The organism is Brenneria corticis, from assembly GCF_003115855.1.
Classification (GTDB): Bacteria; Pseudomonadota; Gammaproteobacteria; order Enterobacterales; family Enterobacteriaceae; genus Brenneria; species Brenneria corticis.
The window spans coordinates 118,128-135,198 of record NZ_KZ819081.1 but is presented as its reverse complement, the minus strand read 5'-3'; the positions used below and the strand labels follow the sequence as shown (position 1 = coordinate 135,198).

Genomic DNA, 17,071 nt, shown 5'->3' with positions numbered 1-17,071 from the left:
ATCCATGCCGCAGGGACAGATCGACTCTGTCCGGGCGCCATCGCCTGGTTATTGTTTTGCCTGCGCCACGATGGCTGCGTCTCAATTAAAAAAGAACATTTCCTATAAAAAACGTCAGGGTGACGCGCGGAGCTGCTTAAAAAAACAGCACCGCCGTCGCGAATGATAATGTTTCAATTTAAGTAATGCAAATCGTTATCATTGTAAGGAAACGAAAAGAAAGGTCGCGATAAAGAGGATAAAACGACCTGCGCGGCTCAGAACCGGCGCATGCGGTTCAACAGCCAGAGCAGATAAACGCCCCCGAGAATGCCGGTCATACGGCCGACGGGCACCGCGACCGTCAGGGGAAGCAGCAGCGTGATCAGGTCGGCCAGCAGCAGCAGGCAGGCACCCATCAGCGCGGCGCTGATTACCGGCAGCCTGCGCGAGCGGGTTAAACGCGTCACCAGCTGCGGCGCGGCCAGGGCGACAAAAGCGATGGGGCCGGTGGCCCCGGTGGCCAGCGCCGCCAGCGCCACCGCGCACAAAATCATCAGCAGCCGGACGCGCTCCACGCGGATGCCCAGCAGGCAGGCCATATCATCGCCCATTTCCATCATGGTGAGCTTTCTGGCGCACAGCAGGACAACCGGCAGCAGCACGGCCACGCCGATCATCACCGGGATCAGGTGCATCCAGGTGCGGGATTGCACCGAGCCGGCGAGCCACAGGTTCGCCATCACCGCGTTATCCAGATCGCCCTTCACCAGCAGGAAGCCGTTCAGCGCGCTGAGCACCGAGCCGACGCCGATGCCGGTAAGGATCAGGCGATACCCCCTGAGCCTTCCCCCTTTCACCGCCAGCAGATAGACCAGCAGCGAGACGGCGATGCCGCCCGCTATCGCGGCGAAGGCGACGGCCGTCGGCGCGGGATCGAACAGCACGATCTGCAGCAGCGCGCCGCTGGCGGCGCCGGTGGTGCAGCCGATAATATCGGGGGAACCGAGCGCATTGCGGGAAACGGACTGGAAAATCGCCCCGGAAACGCCCAGCGCCGCGCCGACGAAGATAGCGGTCAGGGTGCGCGGCAGGCGAATATTGCGGATGATGCGATCGCCGGGGCCGCCGTCGCCGTCGCCCAAGATCGCATGCAGGATCTGGGCGACGCTGATGTCGATCCGTCCCGCCGTCATGGCGAACGCCGCCAGCAGCAGCAACAGCAGCAGCAGCCCGGCGCACACCGCCAGCGTCCGGGGGGAGACCAGCAGCGACACCCTGCCCCGGCGCCAGACGGCGCCGCTGATGCCGGCCGGCGTGTCGTCCCGCGGCGCGGCGGTCATAGCTGGATGATTTTCCATCGTCTCACCAGCACCACGAACACCGGTCCGCCAATCAACGCCGCCATAATGCCGACGCCGATCTCCCCCGGATAGCCGAGCAGCCGGCCGAGAATATCGGCCGTCACCATCAGGATGGCGGAAATCAGCATCGACCAGGGCAACACCCAGCGGTGGTCCGAACCGGCCACGAAACGGGCGAAATGCGGCGCGGTCAGTCCGATAAAGCCGATAGGCCCGGCCGCCGCCGTCGCGGCGCCCGCCAGGGAGATAATCGTCAGCGCCGACAGCAGCCACACCCAGAGCGCATTCACGCCGAGCGACTGCCCCAAATCGTTGCCGAGCGCCACCATATCCAGCGATTTCGCCAGGGTAAGCGACACCAGCAGCCCGGCCGCCACCACGAGGGAAACCGGCCCCAGCACCGCATACCCGCGTCCCTGTAGGGAGCCGACGACCCAGTGGCGGAACTGATTAAACACCTCATCGTCGCTGTTGACGGTAATCAACTGCGCCAAGGCCAGCAGCACCACGGTGAGCGCCGCCCCCGCCAGCACCACCCGCACCGGGTTGATTTCCCGCCAGCCGCCGGAGAGAAAATAGACCCCGCAGCCCACCAGCCCGGCGCCGAGCAGCCCGAACCACATATACCCGGCGACGTCGGAAACGCCCAAAAAGGCGATAGCCGCCACAATGGCCACCATCGCCCCGGCGTTCACGCCGAGAATGCCGGGGTCGGCGAGCGGATTGCGGGTCAGCGCCTGCATAATGGCCCCGGAGACGCCCAGCGCGGCCCCCACCACTATCGCCAGCAGGGTGCGCGGAATTCTCAGGTAGCGCACCAGCAGATGCTCGCTGCTGCCGGCGTCGAACGCCACCAGCGCCTGCCAGGTCACCTGGGCCGGAATGGGGCGCGAACCGATAAACAGGCTCCACAGCGCCAACGCCGCCAGCAGCAGCGCGCCGATAAGCAGCCCCCGGCGCCGAAAGCTGAATTTGCCGCTGCCCGAGCGGGGAACAACCTGAACGACTGGTGGCATGGCGCATTACCCTGCGTAAATAACAAGCGATTACGGCGACGGCGCGGCCTGTTCCGCCTTGCCGAACCGTCTGACGATGCCGGCGATAATCTCCCCGGCGCTGAAATAATCGATGCGGAACGAATTGACGCCCAGACCATAGACCTGGCGTTTTTTCACCGAAGGCAGGTTGGCGAGCAGCGGGTCGGCCAGAAACGCCGCCGCTTTGTCATCCCCGGCGTTAAGCAGGAAGGTGGTGGAGGCGGTCAGCCGGGTCAGGTTTTCATACTCCGTCCAGACAAAATCCTGGCGCGGAGCCACGCTGCTTTGCCATGCCGGGTCGGGCGCTTCGAGGGTAAAGCCGAGCGATTGCAGCAAGCGGGCGTGAACCCCGTCGGCGGTGGCGATCGGGTTGCTGGTGCCAGGACCGTTGTAGCTGATGATGTTCACCTTGCCGGCGGGCGGCGTGATGCGGTCGCGCGCCGCCGCCACCGCGGCGTCGAACTCGAGGATACGGGCGTTGATTTGCGCTTCGAGGCCGGTGGCCGCGCCGATTTGCCGCGCCAGATCCTGCCAGGTCTGACCGCCGTAATCCAGCACGATGGTCGGCGCGATGGCTTGCAGTTCACCGATCTGCCCCAGCGCGGAATCCCCGCCCGTGGCGGCGACCACGATCAGATCCGGCGCCACCCCATAGGCCGCTTCCAGCTCCACGCTGCCCGCCGGCCACAGTTTTTCCACCCCGCGCGCCTGCGCCGCCTTGTCCCACTGGGCGAAAAAGCGGCCGTTGGCCGCGGTCGCGCTGGCCGCCACCGGCGCATCGACCGCCAGCAGCGTGCCGGTGATGGTTACCGAGGTGGAGAGGATGCGCCTGGGCGGCGCGGTCAGGGTGGTGGTGGTGCCGTCGGCATTGCGAAACTCCCGCGGCCAGCCGGGCTGACCGGCCGCGGCCGGCTGGCTGGCGCCCTGCGCGATCAGCCCCGCCGTCAGCGCCAGCGCCGTTATCAGGCGACCGATGCCCGCCATGCCTTTCCGTCTGTTCATAAGCTCCCGACCGTTAGCATTATAATTAGGTACGATAACCGTAAAAAAAATAGTCCTCGCCCGGTACGGCTAATTTTTCAGCAGTATATTATTCACACACATACCGTCGCAATAGCGTATCCGCCAATCGCCTTACCCTGCCGCCCGTGCGCCGGGAGCGCGGCGGCGACGGAACCCCACTCTCGAACAGGAGGCGCGCAGGCATGAAAGCAAACCGGCAGTTGTGTATCGGCCTATCCATTGCGGTAACCTGGCTAAGCGGAAACGGTTGGCGACGCGCCGACAGCCGGGTGGAAGAGATATACTCGGCCGATTTTTATCTCGACCTGGCCCGGCGGGCGGAAAACGCCAAACTGGATTTTCTGTTTCGCCCCGACGTCATGTTTATCGATCCGCTCCGCGCGGCGCAATCCCCGTCCTTCAGCAGCCTCGATCCCATGGTGCTGCTGGCCGCCATCGCCGGGGAAACCCGCCGCATCGGCCTGGTTTCCACCGCGTCGACCACCTTTTTGCCCCCTTACCTCGTCGCCAGACAGCTACAGTCCCTTAACTGGATCAGTCAGGGCCGCGCCGGCTGGAACGTGGTCACCGCGTTGGACGGCAACCGCAATTTCGGCCTCGACCGGGCGTCCGCCGCCGACGAACGCTACGAAAAGGCCCTTGAGTTCACCGAGGTGGTGCGCCGGCTGTGGCAAAGCTATCCCCATGAAGCGCTGACGCTCGACCGCCGAAAAGGGGAATACGCGCAGGCCGACAGGCTGCGCCCCATCAACCACCGCGGGCGTTTCTTCAGCGTTCAGGGGCCGCTTAACGTGCCGGACCCCGGAAGCGGCGCCATCCCGCTGTTTCAGGCCGGCGCCTCGGACCGCGGGCGAGATTTCGCCGCGCGCATCGCCGACGGCGTTTTCGCCGCCACGCCCGATATCGCCGCCGGCGTCGAGCTGCGCCGCGACCTGCGGCGACGGGCCCAAGCGCACGGCCGGCATCCCGACGCGATCCGGGTGCTGCCGGGCTTAAGCCTCTATCTGGGCAAAACCCGGCGCGAGGCGCGCGACCTGTATCAGGAGACCCAGGCGAACCAGACGCCGGCCGCCCAATACGCCCGTATCCGCGACATGCTGGGGATCGACCTCAGCCGACTGCCGCCGGACCGTCCGGTCACGCCGCAGATGCTTCCCGCCCCGCCCGAGCCGCCGCCCAGCCAGACCCATGCCGATTTATTACGCCGCCTGATCGAACGGGAACGGCCGACCATAAGCCAGCTGCTGATGCGCCCGGAGGTGACGGGCTCGGCGCACTGGCTGGTGGTCGGCACGGCCGAAGACGCGCTGAACGACATTGTCGCGCGCGCGGCGGCCGGCGCGGCGGATGGCTTTATCGCCCTGCCCGGCGGCTCGCCGGCGTCGCTGGACCTGCTGTTCGACGAACTGATACCCCGCCTGGCGGAGCGCGGGCTGTTCCGCCGCGACTATAGCGGCGGCACCCTGCGCCAGCATCTGGGCATGGATCCTGAGGGGTAATCGCCGCTACAAATGAAAATGCGAATGATTTAAATTACCATCTATATGTAATATATTCATGCTGTTTCATTTACTCAACTTTGAGGGGCTTCCCCGATGAAAGAGTTGACTCCGATGCAGGCGGCCAGTTGGGTCGGCCGACGGTCCGGGCAGCACCTGGGCGGCGTCGCGGCGCATCTATACGCCGAATTCGACGGCGCCGGGCTGGATATCCACCGGCTGGAGCGCGCCGTCGTCCGCCTTTATCAGCATCACCCGATGCTGCGGCTGCGTATTACCCCTGAGGGACGGCAGAGCATCGCGCCGCTGGACGAGCGCCGCCACCGGCTGCGCATCGACGACTGGCGGGACGCCGCGCCGCCGGACATCACGCGTTATCTTGACGCCAAACGCCGCAGCCTAAGCACGCAGCGGCTGGCGCTTGAGCAGGGTCAGGCGAGCGATATCAGCGTCAGCCTGTTGCCGGACGATCGCTGCCGTCTGCATGTGGATGTGGATATGATCGCCGCCGACGCCCCGAGTTTTCGCATACTGCTGGAGGAGCTGGCCCGCTTCTACCACCGGCCCGCGGCGGCCGCGGACGCGGCGGACGTCGCCTATTTCCGCTATCTGGACCAGATGCGCGCCGATGAAAGCCTGCAACGGCGCTACCGGCGCGATAAACAGTGGTGGCGTCAACGCCTGGCGGCCATTCATCCCGCCCCGCCCCTGCCGCAAAACGGCGCGGCGGGAGAGTGCCGCAGCGACAGGCTTGCCGCGCGGCTGACGCCGGCCGAGCGCCGCTCGCTGGAGAAAACGGCCCGCGCCGGGCATCTGACCCTGTCGACGCTGTTTCTCTGCGCCTTTGCCGGCATCCTGGCAAGCAGCGGCGGCATAACGCGTTTTCGGCTCAATGTGCCGATATTTCATCGCTCGCCCTACCTCGACGGCGTCGAGCGCATTATCGGCGATTTCTCCAATCTGACGATCCTGGACGTGGAATACTCTCCCGGCGTAATCCTGTCGGCGTTTTGCCGGCAAACGGCACAGCGGCTGGCGCGGCTGCTTAGCCATAGCCATTACCCTGGGGTGAACGTGCTGCGCGACCTGTCCCGCCGTCACGGCGGCGTGCAGCTTGCTCCGGTGGTGTTTACCTCCGGGCTGGGGCTACCCGGCGGCAGGCTGTTTTCCGACGCGGCGCTGAAAACCTTCGGGGAGATGAACTGGGTGATCTCCCAGGGGCCGCAGGTGGCGCTTGACGCGCAGGCGGTCGACGTCCATGACGGCATTCTGCTGAACTGGGACATCCGTCTGGACTGCTTTCCCCAACCGGCCGTCGGCCGCCTGTTTGAGCGCTATCTGAACCTGCTGCGCCGGCTGGCCCGTTCCCCCGAGGCGCTGCATCAGCCGCTTGAGCTGCTGTGCGGCGAAGAAAAGGCGCTCCCCCGGCCGGCGCGGGAAAATATCGCGCGCACGCCGTTAACCGCCCTGCAACGGGCCTATCTGGTGGGCAGAAGCGAGCAGTGGCCGCTGGGCGGCGTCGCCATGCAGGATTTCCGCGAGTACCGGGGGAATTTTCCCGGCGCCGTCCTGCGCAAACGACTGAGCGAACTGGTGCGTCGGCATCCGGCGCTGCGCACCCGGATAGATCCCGATACGCTGAGCCAGCAGGTAACCCCCGACGTCGTCGTCAATCTGGATGAAATCGATCTGCGCGCCCTGCCCCGCGCCGACGCCCTGCGGCGGGCGGACGCGATGCGGCGCGCCTGTTCCCACGTCCTCAACGACCTCGCGCTCGCGCCCTGGCATATCTGGATTATCGAACTGGCGCAGGGCGACGGGCGCGAAGGCGAGGATTTCACTACCCTGGCGTTCACCAGCTTCGACGCCCTGATCGCGGACGGGGCGTCGATTTCAGCCATCCTGGCGCAGCTGTTCGCCGCGGCGCGAACGGCGCAGGCGGACCACGGCCGGGCGCCGATCCCGGCCGGAGAGCGGCGGGATGACGAAGGCTACTGGCGCGAAAAGCTGCGGGACTTCCCGCCGCCGCCCGCCTTGCCCTGGAAACGGCCGCTGGCGTCCATTCCCTCGTCGGGCTGGCGCCGGGAAAGCGTTACGCTGCCGCGCCGCCTGCTGAAGAAAATCTCCGCCCTCGGGGCGCGTCACGGCCTGTTTCAGAACGCCATCCTGTCGGCCGCCATTCTGGATACGCTATCGCTCTGGAACCGGGACGACGCCTTGGCGGTGGGCGTGCCGGTGGCCTTTCCGGCAACGGACGGGCGGCTGGGCAACGCCTCCACCTTTGTGGCGCTGCGCTTCGCCCGGGAGCCTGAGGACTTTTTCGCCGCCGCCCGCCGTTGTCAACAGGATATTCTGGCCGCGCTGCACCACCTGACGTTTTCCGGGGTCGACCTGACCCGCTTGCTGCTGCAACGGCATGCGCAAAGCCCGGCGCTGCCGGTGATCCTCACCAACGGCCTGGGGTGGGAAACGCCGCCCGCCGACGCGCCGATGCGTTTTCACGCCGGGCTGACGCAGACCCCGCAGGTGGCGATGGATATCAGGCTGTTGCGGGATCGGCATCGGGATCTGCTGCTGGCGGTGGATTATGCCGAACAGGCGCTGGATCGGGCGGTGGTGCGGGACATGCTCCGGGCGATGGCCCGCAGGATCGCGCTGCTGGGCGACCGGGCGGAGCCGGACCCGCCGCCGGGCCGCTTTATCGATTATCGCCACTACCGCCGCAACGGCGACGAGCGCGATTTTATCGGCAGCGGTTTTCTCGCCCGTATCGCCGCTCATCTCTTCGACTCTCCCCCGGATAAAGCGGCCGTGCGCTGCGGCGACCGGACGATTTCCTATGCCGAGCTGGGGCGGTCGGTGGCAACGGCGATGGCGAACCTGCGGCGCCGGGGCATGACGCCCGGCAAGGTGGCGGCCATTGCCCTGCCCCGTTCGCCGCAGCACCTGACCATCGCCCTCGCCTGCGCGTTACAGGGGATCGTCTGGCTGCCGGTTGATACCGGCTCGCCGCCGCAGCGTATGGCCTATCTGCTGACCAACTGCCGCCCCGATCTGGTGGTGGGCGACGTCCGCGTCGGGGAAATCGCCGCCGTCTCGCCGGAGACGCTGCTATCTCCCGTCGCGCAGGAGGAACCCGTCCCGCCGCGGGCGGAGCTATCCGAACGGAGCCACAGCGACGATCCGGCCTATTATCTCTACACCTCCGGCACCACCGGCAACCCCAAGTGCGTGGTGCTCAGCTACCGGGCCACCGACAACACCATCGGGCAGACGCTGGCGAGGTGGAACGTCGGGCGACAGGACGTGTTTATCTCCGTTACGCCGCCGCACCATGATATGTCCCTCTTCGATCTGTTCGGCTCGCTGTGCGCCGGCGCCACGCTGGTGATGCCCGCCCCCGATGAGGAAAAGGACGCGATAGCCTGGAACCGGCTGATTGAACGCCACCGCGTCTCCCTGTGGTGCTCGGTCCCGGCCATACTTGAGATGCTGCTTTCCTGTACCCAGGGAGAACAGCTAAGCTCCCTGCGGCTGATCGCCCAGGGCGGCGATTACATCAAACCGGCCACCGTGCGCGTGCTCAGGGAGCGCCTTGCCGCCGCGCGGCTGTTTTCACTGGGCGGGCCGACGGAAACCACCATCTGGAGTATCTGGCACGAAATCACCGCCGACGATAGCGACGTCGTCCCCTACGGCAGGCCGCTGCCGGCAAACCGCTATTTTATCTGTCACGATACCGGCGAACATTGCCCGGCCTACGTCGTCGGCCGCATCTACACGGCGGGGGTGAATCTGGCGCTCGGCTATCTGGAGAACGGCGTACTTAAGCAGCACGATTTCGTTACCCTGAAGGATGCGCAGGGAAAACCGCTGCGCGCCTTCCGCACCGGCGATCGCGGCTATTATCGTCAAGACGGCGATATTATCTTCGCCGGCCGCGTCGACGGCTATGTCAAGGTGCGCGGGGTGCGGGTTTCGCTGCCGGAAATAGAGGCGGCGCTGGCTAAACACCCGGCGATCGACGCGGCGGCGGTGGTGGACTATGCGGCGGGGGAAACGGGCGAGATCGCCCTGGGGGCGATGTATACCTCGCGCCACGGAGCAGAGATCCCCATCGCCGAGCTAAGGGCGTTCGTCGGCCGCTATCTGCCGGACACCCATGTGCCGACCCGCATGGTTCACGCCGAGGCGCTGCCGTTATCCGCCAACGGCAAAACGGACCGCCGCCGCATCCGGCTGAGCTTCAGCGCCGCAGCGCCGACCCCCGTCAGCGCGTCTACCGCCGCGGGCCGGGCCTGAGGCTAACGCGCCGGGTCCGGCGGATTAAACAGCGCCCCAAGCCGCCGGGTCAGCGCCCCCTCCCGCACCGCGCGCCGCATAAAGTCCGGCAGCGTTTGCCGATGCCGGATAAATTCATCCTGCCGCAACAGCGCCGGATCGGCGTCAACCTCCACCCACAGCCGGCGCGCGTCCATATGCCCGCGCCAGGTGATGTTGAAACCGTCGCCGGGACCGCTGGCGAGCACATGCCGGCCGCTGCGGCACCCCGCGAAGCAGGGCGGATCAAAAGGCAGCACGTTGACCAGCGGGGAGAAGAAATAGCGGGAATCCGCCGGCAGTTGCCGATCGGCGGCGATCCGCTCAATGCGATATCGCCCGTGCGCACGCTGCACATGCAGCTCCCGCGCCGTGCGCCGCAGGAAATCCAGCAGGTTTTCATCCGCCGCGGCGCGGATAAACAGCGGCAGGATATTGACCAGCAAAGCCGGCACGTAGGCGGCAACCGGGCTGCGGCGATTCATAAACGGCACCCACAGCGGCAGGATCTCTCGATCCCCGAGGGTCCGGCGCGGCAAATGGCCAAACAGATAGGCGCCGGAAAGGGCGAGCAGCAGGTCGGGCCAGCCGATATCGCAACGCTCGGCCATGCGCTGCAAATCGCCGCTAAAACGCGCCGATAGCCGGCAGGCGAAATGCCGGCACGGGGCGCCGTAGTCTTCGCCGCCCTTATGCAGCACCGGCAGTTCGACGGGCGCCGCCAGATAATCCCGCCAGTAGCGGCGGTCGTCGGCGCAACGCCGGCTGGCGCCGTACTCCCGCTCTTCCGCCAGACAGCGGGCGAACGGATAAAAGGCGTCGCCGGCCCCGCCCTTGCCGATCCCCTGCGCATACAGGCCGGCGCAGCGGTGTTCAATCAACGTCATGCCGTAGCCGTCGATAACGATGTGGTGCGCCCGGATATACCAGAAATAGCGCGCGTCCCCCACCCTTATCAGCCAGCTCGCCGCCAGCGGCTGGCGCAATAAATCCAGCGGCTGCTCAACGTCGGCGCGCATAAGGCACAGCGCTTCCCGCCGGGGGTCGGGACAGTGGCGCACGTCAATGCGCCGCAGCGGGGGCGCCGCGGCCGGATCGCAGCGCTGTAGCGGCTGCCGTCGCCGCGCAATGGCAAAGCGCAGCGCGAACGCCTCGGTTTCCCCGATGGTCAGCGTAATGGCCTGGGCCAGGGCCTGCTGATCCACCTCGCCCCGGATATCGATATAGTGCGCCACCGTGGAGATCGGTTGATCGGGATAAAGGCAAAACTCCTGCCAAAAATCCAGCTGTGCCGGCGTCAGGGGCATCCACCCGCTATTCGGTTCTGTTGCTGACATATCCGTACCTTGTCGCGTTGCAAACCAGATTAACCTCGCGCGCCGCGCAAAACGCCGCGCTTAATGATAATAGCACTTATTATCATTAAGCGGCGCAGGCGGAGCCGCGTCAAAACTCCTTGCTGAAGGAGAGCATCAGCTGATTGGAGGATTTGCCATAAAACGCCGGAATATTGCTGGTGGTTTTTTCACGCTGATAAACCAGCCGCGGCGTAATGCCCTGAAAAGTCCAGGGCCGGTACTGCAACCGCAGCGCAAGGCGGGTGACGGCGTCGCGGCGCCGGACGCCGAAAAAGGCGTTCTCCTCGTCAAAGCGCTTGCGCCCGTATCTTAGCTGCATTCTGACGTCCAGGCCGCTCTGCGCGATATAGGTAAAGCCGCCGTTGACGCCGTTCTGCCGGGAAGAGACATCGGCGGCGCCCAGCTTCTCGCGCTCGTGGAATACCCCGCCGTAGAGCAGGAAGCGGTTCGAAACGGGGCGCATCAGATTCAGGCTGTGAATGGCGATATTGCCGTCGTACAGCTCGCCGACGGATTGCCGGTAGTAGCGCCGGTCCATAAGACGATACCCCAGCGCGGCCTGCCAGCGGGGCGTCAGCCAGCGGCCGTAACTGGCGCTCAGCCCGACGTCCCTGGCATAACTCTCGCCCCCCAGCCGCCGGTAGGTGTAAACCGGCCCGACGGAAAAGGTATCGCGCAGGCTCTGGTACTGGTAGTCCAGCCCCAGCAACGCCGTTCTTTCGTCGTAATGGTTGTCTCTGGCGTAATTAAGCGCGTTGAAATAGGCCGAATAGCCCAGAAAATGATTGCCGGCAAGGTTGACGTCCTGCTCCAGCGTCACGGACAGGGACTGGCCGGAACTGCTCTGCCGGCGGTTGTTGTTCCTGAACGGCAGGCCCCATAGATAGATGTATTCCACGTCGCTGCCCTGATTGTAGTTGTCGGTGTGCAGCAGATCGGCGGTAAGGTTGAGCGACGGCCTGTCGCGTTCGGCAATCCGTTTCAGGTAGTTTAGCGACAGCTCGCGGAACAGCGGCTCCCGCGGGTTATCGGCCAGCAGCAAAAATTGCCGTTTCGCCTGGCGATAGGATTTGTTCTCGAACTGCATTACCGCCAGGTCGAAGCGCACATTGTTCAGCGTCGGGTCGGCGTCGAGCATTTGGCGATACAGGTCGATGGCCGGCCCGAGCCGCCAGCGCGCCCGGAGCATCGCCCCTTTGACGAAGCGATAAAGCTGCCGGTCGTGGCGCGGATGGCCGGCGTACAGCGGCAGCACCCGTTCGATAGTGTCCCAGTCCTGATATTGCAGCGCCGTCTCCAGAATCAGCTCCGCCACCGCGCTATTGGCCGCCACCGCGGCATCGTTCAATACCGGCGCGGCCGGGCGTTCGCCGGGCGGCGCCCGACGCCGCCGCGCGCGCTCCAGCGCCTCGTTCTGTTCTTTTTGCCACTGCCGGTCGATATCGGGCGCGGGAAAGCTGCGCTGTTCGCCGGGAATGACGGGCATCTGCCCACGGGCGGCGCCGATGGCGGCCAGCAGCGGAAACAGCAATGTGGTTATGACAATCTTCAGGATGGATGGCGCATACGGCATACCGGCGATCTCGGGTGCGTGGGGCGCGCCGGACGCGGGGAAATCAGACTGCCGCGCGGCCCGCAAAGGCAAAACAACGCGCCGGAACGGTATGCGGCGACGGCCGCCGCGCTCCGGCGCAGGTACACTCATCAATAATCAACGGCTGGTTCTCCCCAATCCCTGGCCATTAGCGCGCGGCGGAAAAGCCGATGCCGCCCAGGATATCCTGCTCGCCGGGCTCGGACAGGTCATGGATATGGCCGGCGATCTCCTCGGCGTTGGGACCGTAGACCCCCAGATCATATTTGGGATCGTAGTTGGTCAGTTGATCGTTCAGCACCCTATTGTTGCTGGTCAGGCTGACGCCGCCGTCGACGATGCGCGGTTGGCCGTTGACGTTGGTCAGCGCCGCCGTCTCCAGCGTGCCGTCCAGTATGAACGAGCCAATGTCCCGCTGATTGCCCGTTAGCCCGCTAAACGAACCGCTGCCGGTTCTGGTGGCGGTGTCGATGGTATAGGTCAGCGAACCGTTGCTGGAGGTGGCGATATGGTTAAACACCTCGCCGGAGTAGGTCAGCGTCTGGTCGCCCAGCGCCGCGAACTCGGCGGCGGTGGTGGCCCGGCCGACCACCGCGCGCACAAACTCGCGGTCGCTATCGCCGTTCTGGATCGCCTGAATGGCGTTATTGCCGATCACCGCCGAATATTGGCGCTTATAGATACGGAAAGCGGAGTTGTCGTACGGAATAGAAGATCCCTTCGGATCTTCATATTTACCGACAACATAGATATCCGAATTATCGGGAATGGCGTTCAGATCGATGGCGGCGGCGCCTACCCCGTAGGTTACGCCGTTATACTCAAAGGTGCCGTAAAAGCCGCCCGCCTCGGTAAAGGTAAAAGGCGCGGCCCCCGCATTACCCAGCGCCGGGTTATTGATGAATTCCGCCGTGGCGCCGCTGACGGCGGCGCTGAACAGCAGCGTGGAGCCGGCCAGCAGGCCGGAGACGGTTACAGCGACTGATTTTTTCATGATTTATTCCTCTTAAAAATCAATTAACTAACAGTTTTGAATATCGAGTTAGTGGTATTTGCCGTTGCACCTCCTTGGTGGTGATTAGAACTGATAATTCAGCGTAAACATTACATTGCGCGGCGCGCCGTACATATCGCGGCGCGGCGTTACGTAATAGGTTTTATCGAACAGATTCTGCACGTTAAGCCGCGCGCTTAGCGCGTTGGTAATGCGGTACTGGGCCATTAGATCGACGGTGGTGGAGCTGCCCAGGTCGTATGGGGAACTGTCGGCGTCAGGGTAATATTTTGCGGCGTACGCTTTCTGATATCGGCTTCTGAATCGCTTGACCTTGCCCTTAAAATTGACCCCCAGGCCCAGATTCAGCCGCTCGGCGGCCTGCCAGTTGGCGAACAGCTTGAACTGGTGTTTGGGCAGCGTGCCGTAGCGCCAGTAATACATCTCCATAGAGGCGTATCGGCCCGTCGCGTCACCGGTAGAAGCGCTGGCAGTTGTCAGATCGGGCCAGGTGGTATGCATAAAGGTATAGGCGGCGTTAACTTGCAGGCGCGGCGTAACGCTGCCGCTGGCGGACAGCTCCACCCCCTGCACTTTTAAGCCCGGACCGGCGAACACCGGCTCCAGATTATAATCCGAATAAGTGCAATTGGGCACGCCATGCCAGGCGCAGCCATAGTAGTCGGTGTAATAAGGCAGATTGTCCTGTTTGGTATGGAAGTAGGCGATCTGGGTATTAAGCCTGTCGCCGAACAGGCTGCCCTTAAGGCCCAGTTCGAAGGTGTCGTTTTGCCGCTCTTCGATGGGGTTGCCGTCGAAGCCGACGATCGCCCCCGCCTCGCTCTGCGGGTCGAGGGTGCGCGCGTAGCTGGTATAGGCGGACCACTGGTCGGTCAGATCATAGACCAGGCCGCCGAACCAGGAGAAGCCGCTCTGGTCCAGCTTAAGCGAATAGAGCTCTTCCAACTTTCCCGGCCAGGCGCCATCAGCGCCGTAGCGGGTTTTCTGATCCGATACCCAGCGGTTATAGCGGCCGCCGGCGATCGCCATCAGCCGGTCGGTCAGGTTATAGCGCCCCGCCAGGTTCAGGCCGTACTGCTTTTCCGTGGTCTGTATATTCCAACTCTCGTAGTCATAGGTGTAATCGGTGGACGGCTGCCTATTCCTTCTAATGACAGGTTTAGGTAATCCACCGTTGTTGAATTCCTCCGGCGTGCAATACACCCAGCGCAAGGTGTTACCGCAGCCGGTGTACGAATCGATGCCGGACTGATTAGCGTAGTAAGGCATGGTGACCTTATTGCGGTAGCCGGAGAAGCCGGCCACGATTTCAGCCTCTCGCCCCAGCAGCTCGAACTTGCCGTTAAGCGAGACATCAAGATTGTGCAGCTCCGCCTCCGGCTGCCACTGCCCGAATAAATAGTCGTAGGTTCCCTTATATGCTCCGCCTCTATTGTAATCATCAAGAAAGCCGTAAACCGTATGGAAATCGGACTTGTTGTAGTTGTAGGCCACATTTAGCGTCCATTGATCGTTCAGATAGTGGTCGGCGTTGAGAAAGGCGTTGATATTCTCGTTTTTGGCGAAGGTCCAGTCGGTGGCGTTATTGGCGCTGCGCCCGCCGGGAAACTTGGGTATGGGATCGAGACCATCTAAATTGACCCCCGTCCTCGACGCCGTAACCGGGCTGGCATCGTCGATCTTTTGGTAGCCGTAGACCAGGCCGCCGCGCAGCAGCGTATCGTTCCCCAGCGGCAGCTCCAGCACGTTGTACAGGGTGTAGTCCTTCTTACCGACGCGGTCCATCCAGTGGTCGCCGTCCTGCGCCACGCCGACCATGCGCCAGCGCAGGCCGGCCGATTCGTTAAGGGTGGTGGAAAAATCCACCTCGGCGCGCTTGCGGTTCCACGAGCCGTAGCCGACGCCGGCGTTGAACTGCGGCGCCACCGTCGGTTTCTTGCGCACCAGGTTCAGGGTGGCGCCGGGGTCGCCGTTGCCGGAAACCAGCCCGGTGGAGCCGCGGATCACGTCGATGCGCTCATAGATGGCGCTGTCCATCGCGAAGAAGCGGTTGTTGCCGTTCAGACCGCGCGTCATGATGCCCCCCGAGGGCGCGACGCTGGTGAGCACGCCGTCGAGCAGAAAGTTGCGAATGGCGAAGCCGCGCGAATAGTACGAGGTGTTGCCGGCGCCGGTGACGCCGTACTGCATCACCGTTATCCCCGGCGCGGCGTTGAGCACCGAATGGATATCGGTCAGATTCTGTTCCTTAATCTGCTTCTCGGTAATCACCGACACCGTCTGCGGCGTGCGCTTTAGCTCCAGATCGAGCTTGGTGGCGCTGCTGGAACGCCTGACGCTGTAGCCGGTGGCGGCTTCCTGCTGCGGGTTGAGCGGCGCGGTGACCAGAATTTTATCTTCAACTTCCGGCGGCCGGGCTTCCTCCCGCGCCTGGACCCCGGCCGGCGACGTTTCCGTCTGCGCCGCTTCCTGGTCCGCCGCGCTCTCGGCGGCGTTGGCGTGGTGGCCGCACAAAACGATCAGCAGCGCGGCGGCCGACGATAGCGGAGAGCCGATGCGAATGCCGGCCGGGGCCGTACGCGCATGCCAGCGCGCCAGCCTGAATGGATGGTAGGACGTAAGTTTATTCATTTTCCCAGGGCACCAAGTTAAGAATAAAATTTGTTAATGAGAATAAAACGCATTTGTAATCAGACGACATCCTAGCCCTCATTCAGCGGGCCATGTGTGCCGAGCGGGAAAAGTTTGGTGCCGAGCGGGAAAATAAAGAGCTGAAGCGCTCTCCCGCCCGTCGCGGCAAGACGGGAGAGGCGATGTGGCGCGGATAAGGTTTTGGATGCGCTATTGACGGCTGGGGCTGTAGCCGTATTCGCGCTGGAACGCCTGGGTGAACCTGCTCGCGCAGGCATAGCCGCACTGCTGCGCGACGTGCTGCACGGTGTAGCGGCCGGAGTCGATCATTTCGCGCGCCCGCTGCATGCGCAGGCGGCGCAGATAGCCGGCAATGCCCTGCCCGGTGCGCTCGCGGAACAGTTTTTTCAGGTAGCACTCATTGATGCCGGCGCGGCGCGCCAGCTGGGCGATGGTCAGCGGCTGATTCCATTCGGCGTGCAGAATCTCCAGCACTTCGTTGAGCGCGCGCTGCCAGCGTTGCGGCAGCGCGTTGGCGCCGTCCGGCGGCGCGTCCGCGCAGGTCGTCAGGAATCTGAGCAGAATTTCTATGGTCAGCGACTCCAGCTCCAGGCGGGCGAGCAGCGAGTTATGCACTTGCAGATTCAGCACGCGCTGGCAGAGCTGGCACAGGCCGGCCGCCATTTGCGCCGTGGGCCGCAGCACGGCGTATGAACCGTGCCGGTGAAGAAAGGAGATGTCCACGCCCTGTTCCTGCAAAGTGAGAAACATATCGCGCGGGATATCGATAGAGACGCCGCTAAGCAGGCAGCCGGCGGGAACGCTGCGCCGCAGCACGCCAGGCGCGGTACGCAGCAGGATATCCCCGGCCGATGCCGTGAGGCTCGGATAGTTCGCCACGCCGTGGCCGATCTGCCCGCTGACCATAAAGCTCAGGCTGACGCTGTCGGGCAGCGTCGGGTGTTCGTTTTCCAGCGGATGCGTCAGACGGCAGCATCGGCGTCCGACCATGATGCCGTTGTCGAATTCGTGCATATCCGTCCACCCTTCCCCCAGCGCCCGCTGAACCAGGTAGATCTTCCGCTTGCCCGCCGCGCATTGCAGGGGGCAGGAGGCGCAGTCGGATTCGATAAAGTGCGCGTGATGGGCGCTATAGCAACCGCTGTATTGTTCCAGCGGCGATGCCGTTCGCCGCGTTTGTCGGTGGCGCAGGCCGTACGTAGGCATAATGCGTCCTCCCCGTTTTCCGAG

General features: G+C 64.1%; 10 protein-coding genes. 2 read left to right on the top strand and 8 right to left on the bottom strand.

Features of this window, described 5'->3' with window-relative positions; all coding sequences use genetic code 11:
- Window positions 1–257: 257 nt before the first annotated feature.
- From DDT56_RS13540 to fepB, 3 genes are read right to left on the bottom strand one after another with little or no spacing between them, the layout of a single operon-like run.
- The gene (locus DDT56_RS13540) at window positions 258–1,340 is read right to left on the bottom strand and encodes a FecCD family ABC transporter permease (protein WP_246856777.1); all 1,083 of its coding nucleotides are present in this window, start codon (window positions 1,338–1,340) and stop codon (window positions 258–260) included.
- Window positions 1,319–2,359, bottom strand: coding sequence for a FecCD family ABC transporter permease (locus DDT56_RS13535; protein ID WP_136166966.1), 1,041 nt, complete (start codon window positions 2,357–2,359; stop codon window positions 1,319–1,321). The genes DDT56_RS13540 and DDT56_RS13535 overlap by 22 nt, the downstream gene beginning before the upstream one ends.
- Before the next feature lie 30 nt (window positions 2,360–2,389).
- Window positions 2,390–3,382, bottom strand: coding sequence for a Fe2+-enterobactin ABC transporter substrate-binding protein (fepB, locus tag DDT56_RS13530; RefSeq protein ID WP_246856776.1), 993 nt, complete (start codon window positions 3,380–3,382; stop codon window positions 2,390–2,392).
- A 203-nt stretch (window positions 3,383–3,585) separates the two neighbouring features.
- Here fepB and DDT56_RS13525 point away from each other — a divergent pair, with 203 nt between their 5' ends.
- Both DDT56_RS13525 and DDT56_RS13520 read left to right on the top strand, forming a co-directional pair.
- The gene (locus tag DDT56_RS13525; protein ID WP_136166965.1) at window positions 3,586–4,902 is read left to right on the top strand and encodes an NtaA/DmoA family FMN-dependent monooxygenase; all 1,317 of its coding nucleotides are present in this window, start codon (window positions 3,586–3,588) and stop codon (window positions 4,900–4,902) included.
- A 96-nt stretch (window positions 4,903–4,998) separates the two neighbouring features.
- Entirely contained in the window at window positions 4,999–9,204 is a 4,206-nt protein-coding gene (locus DDT56_RS13520; protein ID WP_136166964.1) for an amino acid adenylation domain-containing protein, read from the top strand.
- Window positions 9,205–9,206: 2 nt separating this feature from the next.
- On the opposite strand, the gene DDT56_RS13515 is transcribed toward DDT56_RS13520, so the two are convergent.
- The 5 genes from DDT56_RS13515 to DDT56_RS13495 all read right to left on the bottom strand — a co-directional run bounded on the left by DDT56_RS13515 (window position 9,207) and on the right by DDT56_RS13495 (window position 17,047).
- Window positions 9,207–10,559 carry a condensation domain-containing protein gene (locus DDT56_RS13515; protein ID WP_136166963.1) on the bottom strand — a complete coding sequence of 451 codons (1,353 nt, stop codon included), beginning with the start codon at window positions 10,557–10,559 and terminating at the stop codon, window positions 9,207–9,209.
- 109 nt (window positions 10,560–10,668) lie between these two features.
- Entirely contained in the window at window positions 10,669–12,285 is a 1,617-nt protein-coding gene (locus DDT56_RS13510; protein WP_136166962.1) for a surface lipoprotein assembly modifier, read from the bottom strand.
- A gap of 37 nt (window positions 12,286–12,322) precedes the next feature.
- A complete protein-coding gene (locus DDT56_RS13505; RefSeq protein ID WP_136166961.1) occupies window positions 12,323–13,168 on the bottom strand; it encodes a factor H binding protein domain-containing protein in 846 nt (281 codons plus the stop codon).
- Window positions 13,169–13,252: 84 nt separating this feature from the next.
- Entirely contained in the window at window positions 13,253–15,820 is a 2,568-nt protein-coding gene (locus tag DDT56_RS13500; protein WP_136166960.1) for a TonB-dependent siderophore receptor, read from the bottom strand.
- A gap of 210 nt (window positions 15,821–16,030) precedes the next feature.
- Window positions 16,031–17,047: a helix-turn-helix transcriptional regulator gene (locus DDT56_RS13495; RefSeq protein ID WP_136166959.1), complete on the bottom strand. Its 1,017-nt coding sequence runs from the start codon at window positions 17,045–17,047 to the stop codon at window positions 16,031–16,033.
- Window positions 17,048–17,071: the final 24 nt, after the last annotated feature.

What these genes read in the sequence shown, in the direction of transcription:
- fepB (WP_246856776.1), bottom strand. Translation starts at nt 3,382, where the DNA reads ATGAACAGACGGAAAGGCATGGCGGGCATCGGTCGCCTGATAACGGCG.
- DDT56_RS13500 (WP_136166960.1), bottom strand. Translation starts at nt 15,820, where the DNA reads ATGAATAAACTTACGTCCTACCATCCATTCAGGCTGGCGCGCTGGCAT.
- DDT56_RS13510 (WP_136166962.1), bottom strand. Translation starts at nt 12,285, where the DNA reads ATGAGTGTACCTGCGCCGGAGCGCGGCGGCCGTCGCCGCATACCGTTC.
- DDT56_RS13520 (WP_136166964.1), top strand. Translation starts at nt 4,999, where the DNA reads ATGAAAGAGTTGACTCCGATGCAGGCGGCCAGTTGGGTCGGCCGACGG.
- DDT56_RS13505 (WP_136166961.1), bottom strand. Translation starts at nt 13,168, where the DNA reads ATGAAAAAATCAGTCGCTGTAACCGTCTCCGGCCTGCTGGCCGGCTCC.
- DDT56_RS13495 (WP_136166959.1), bottom strand. Translation starts at nt 17,047, where the DNA reads ATGCCTACGTACGGCCTGCGCCACCGACAAACGCGGCGAACGGCATCG.
- DDT56_RS13525 (WP_136166965.1), top strand. Translation starts at nt 3,586, where the DNA reads ATGAAAGCAAACCGGCAGTTGTGTATCGGCCTATCCATTGCGGTAACC.
- DDT56_RS13515 (WP_136166963.1), bottom strand. Translation starts at nt 10,559, where the DNA reads ATGTCAGCAACAGAACCGAATAGCGGGTGGATGCCCCTGACGCCGGCA.
- DDT56_RS13535 (WP_136166966.1), bottom strand. Translation starts at nt 2,359, where the DNA reads ATGCCACCAGTCGTTCAGGTTGTTCCCCGCTCGGGCAGCGGCAAATTC.
- DDT56_RS13540 (WP_246856777.1), bottom strand. Translation starts at nt 1,340, where the DNA reads ATGGAAAATCATCCAGCTATGACCGCCGCGCCGCGGGACGACACGCCG.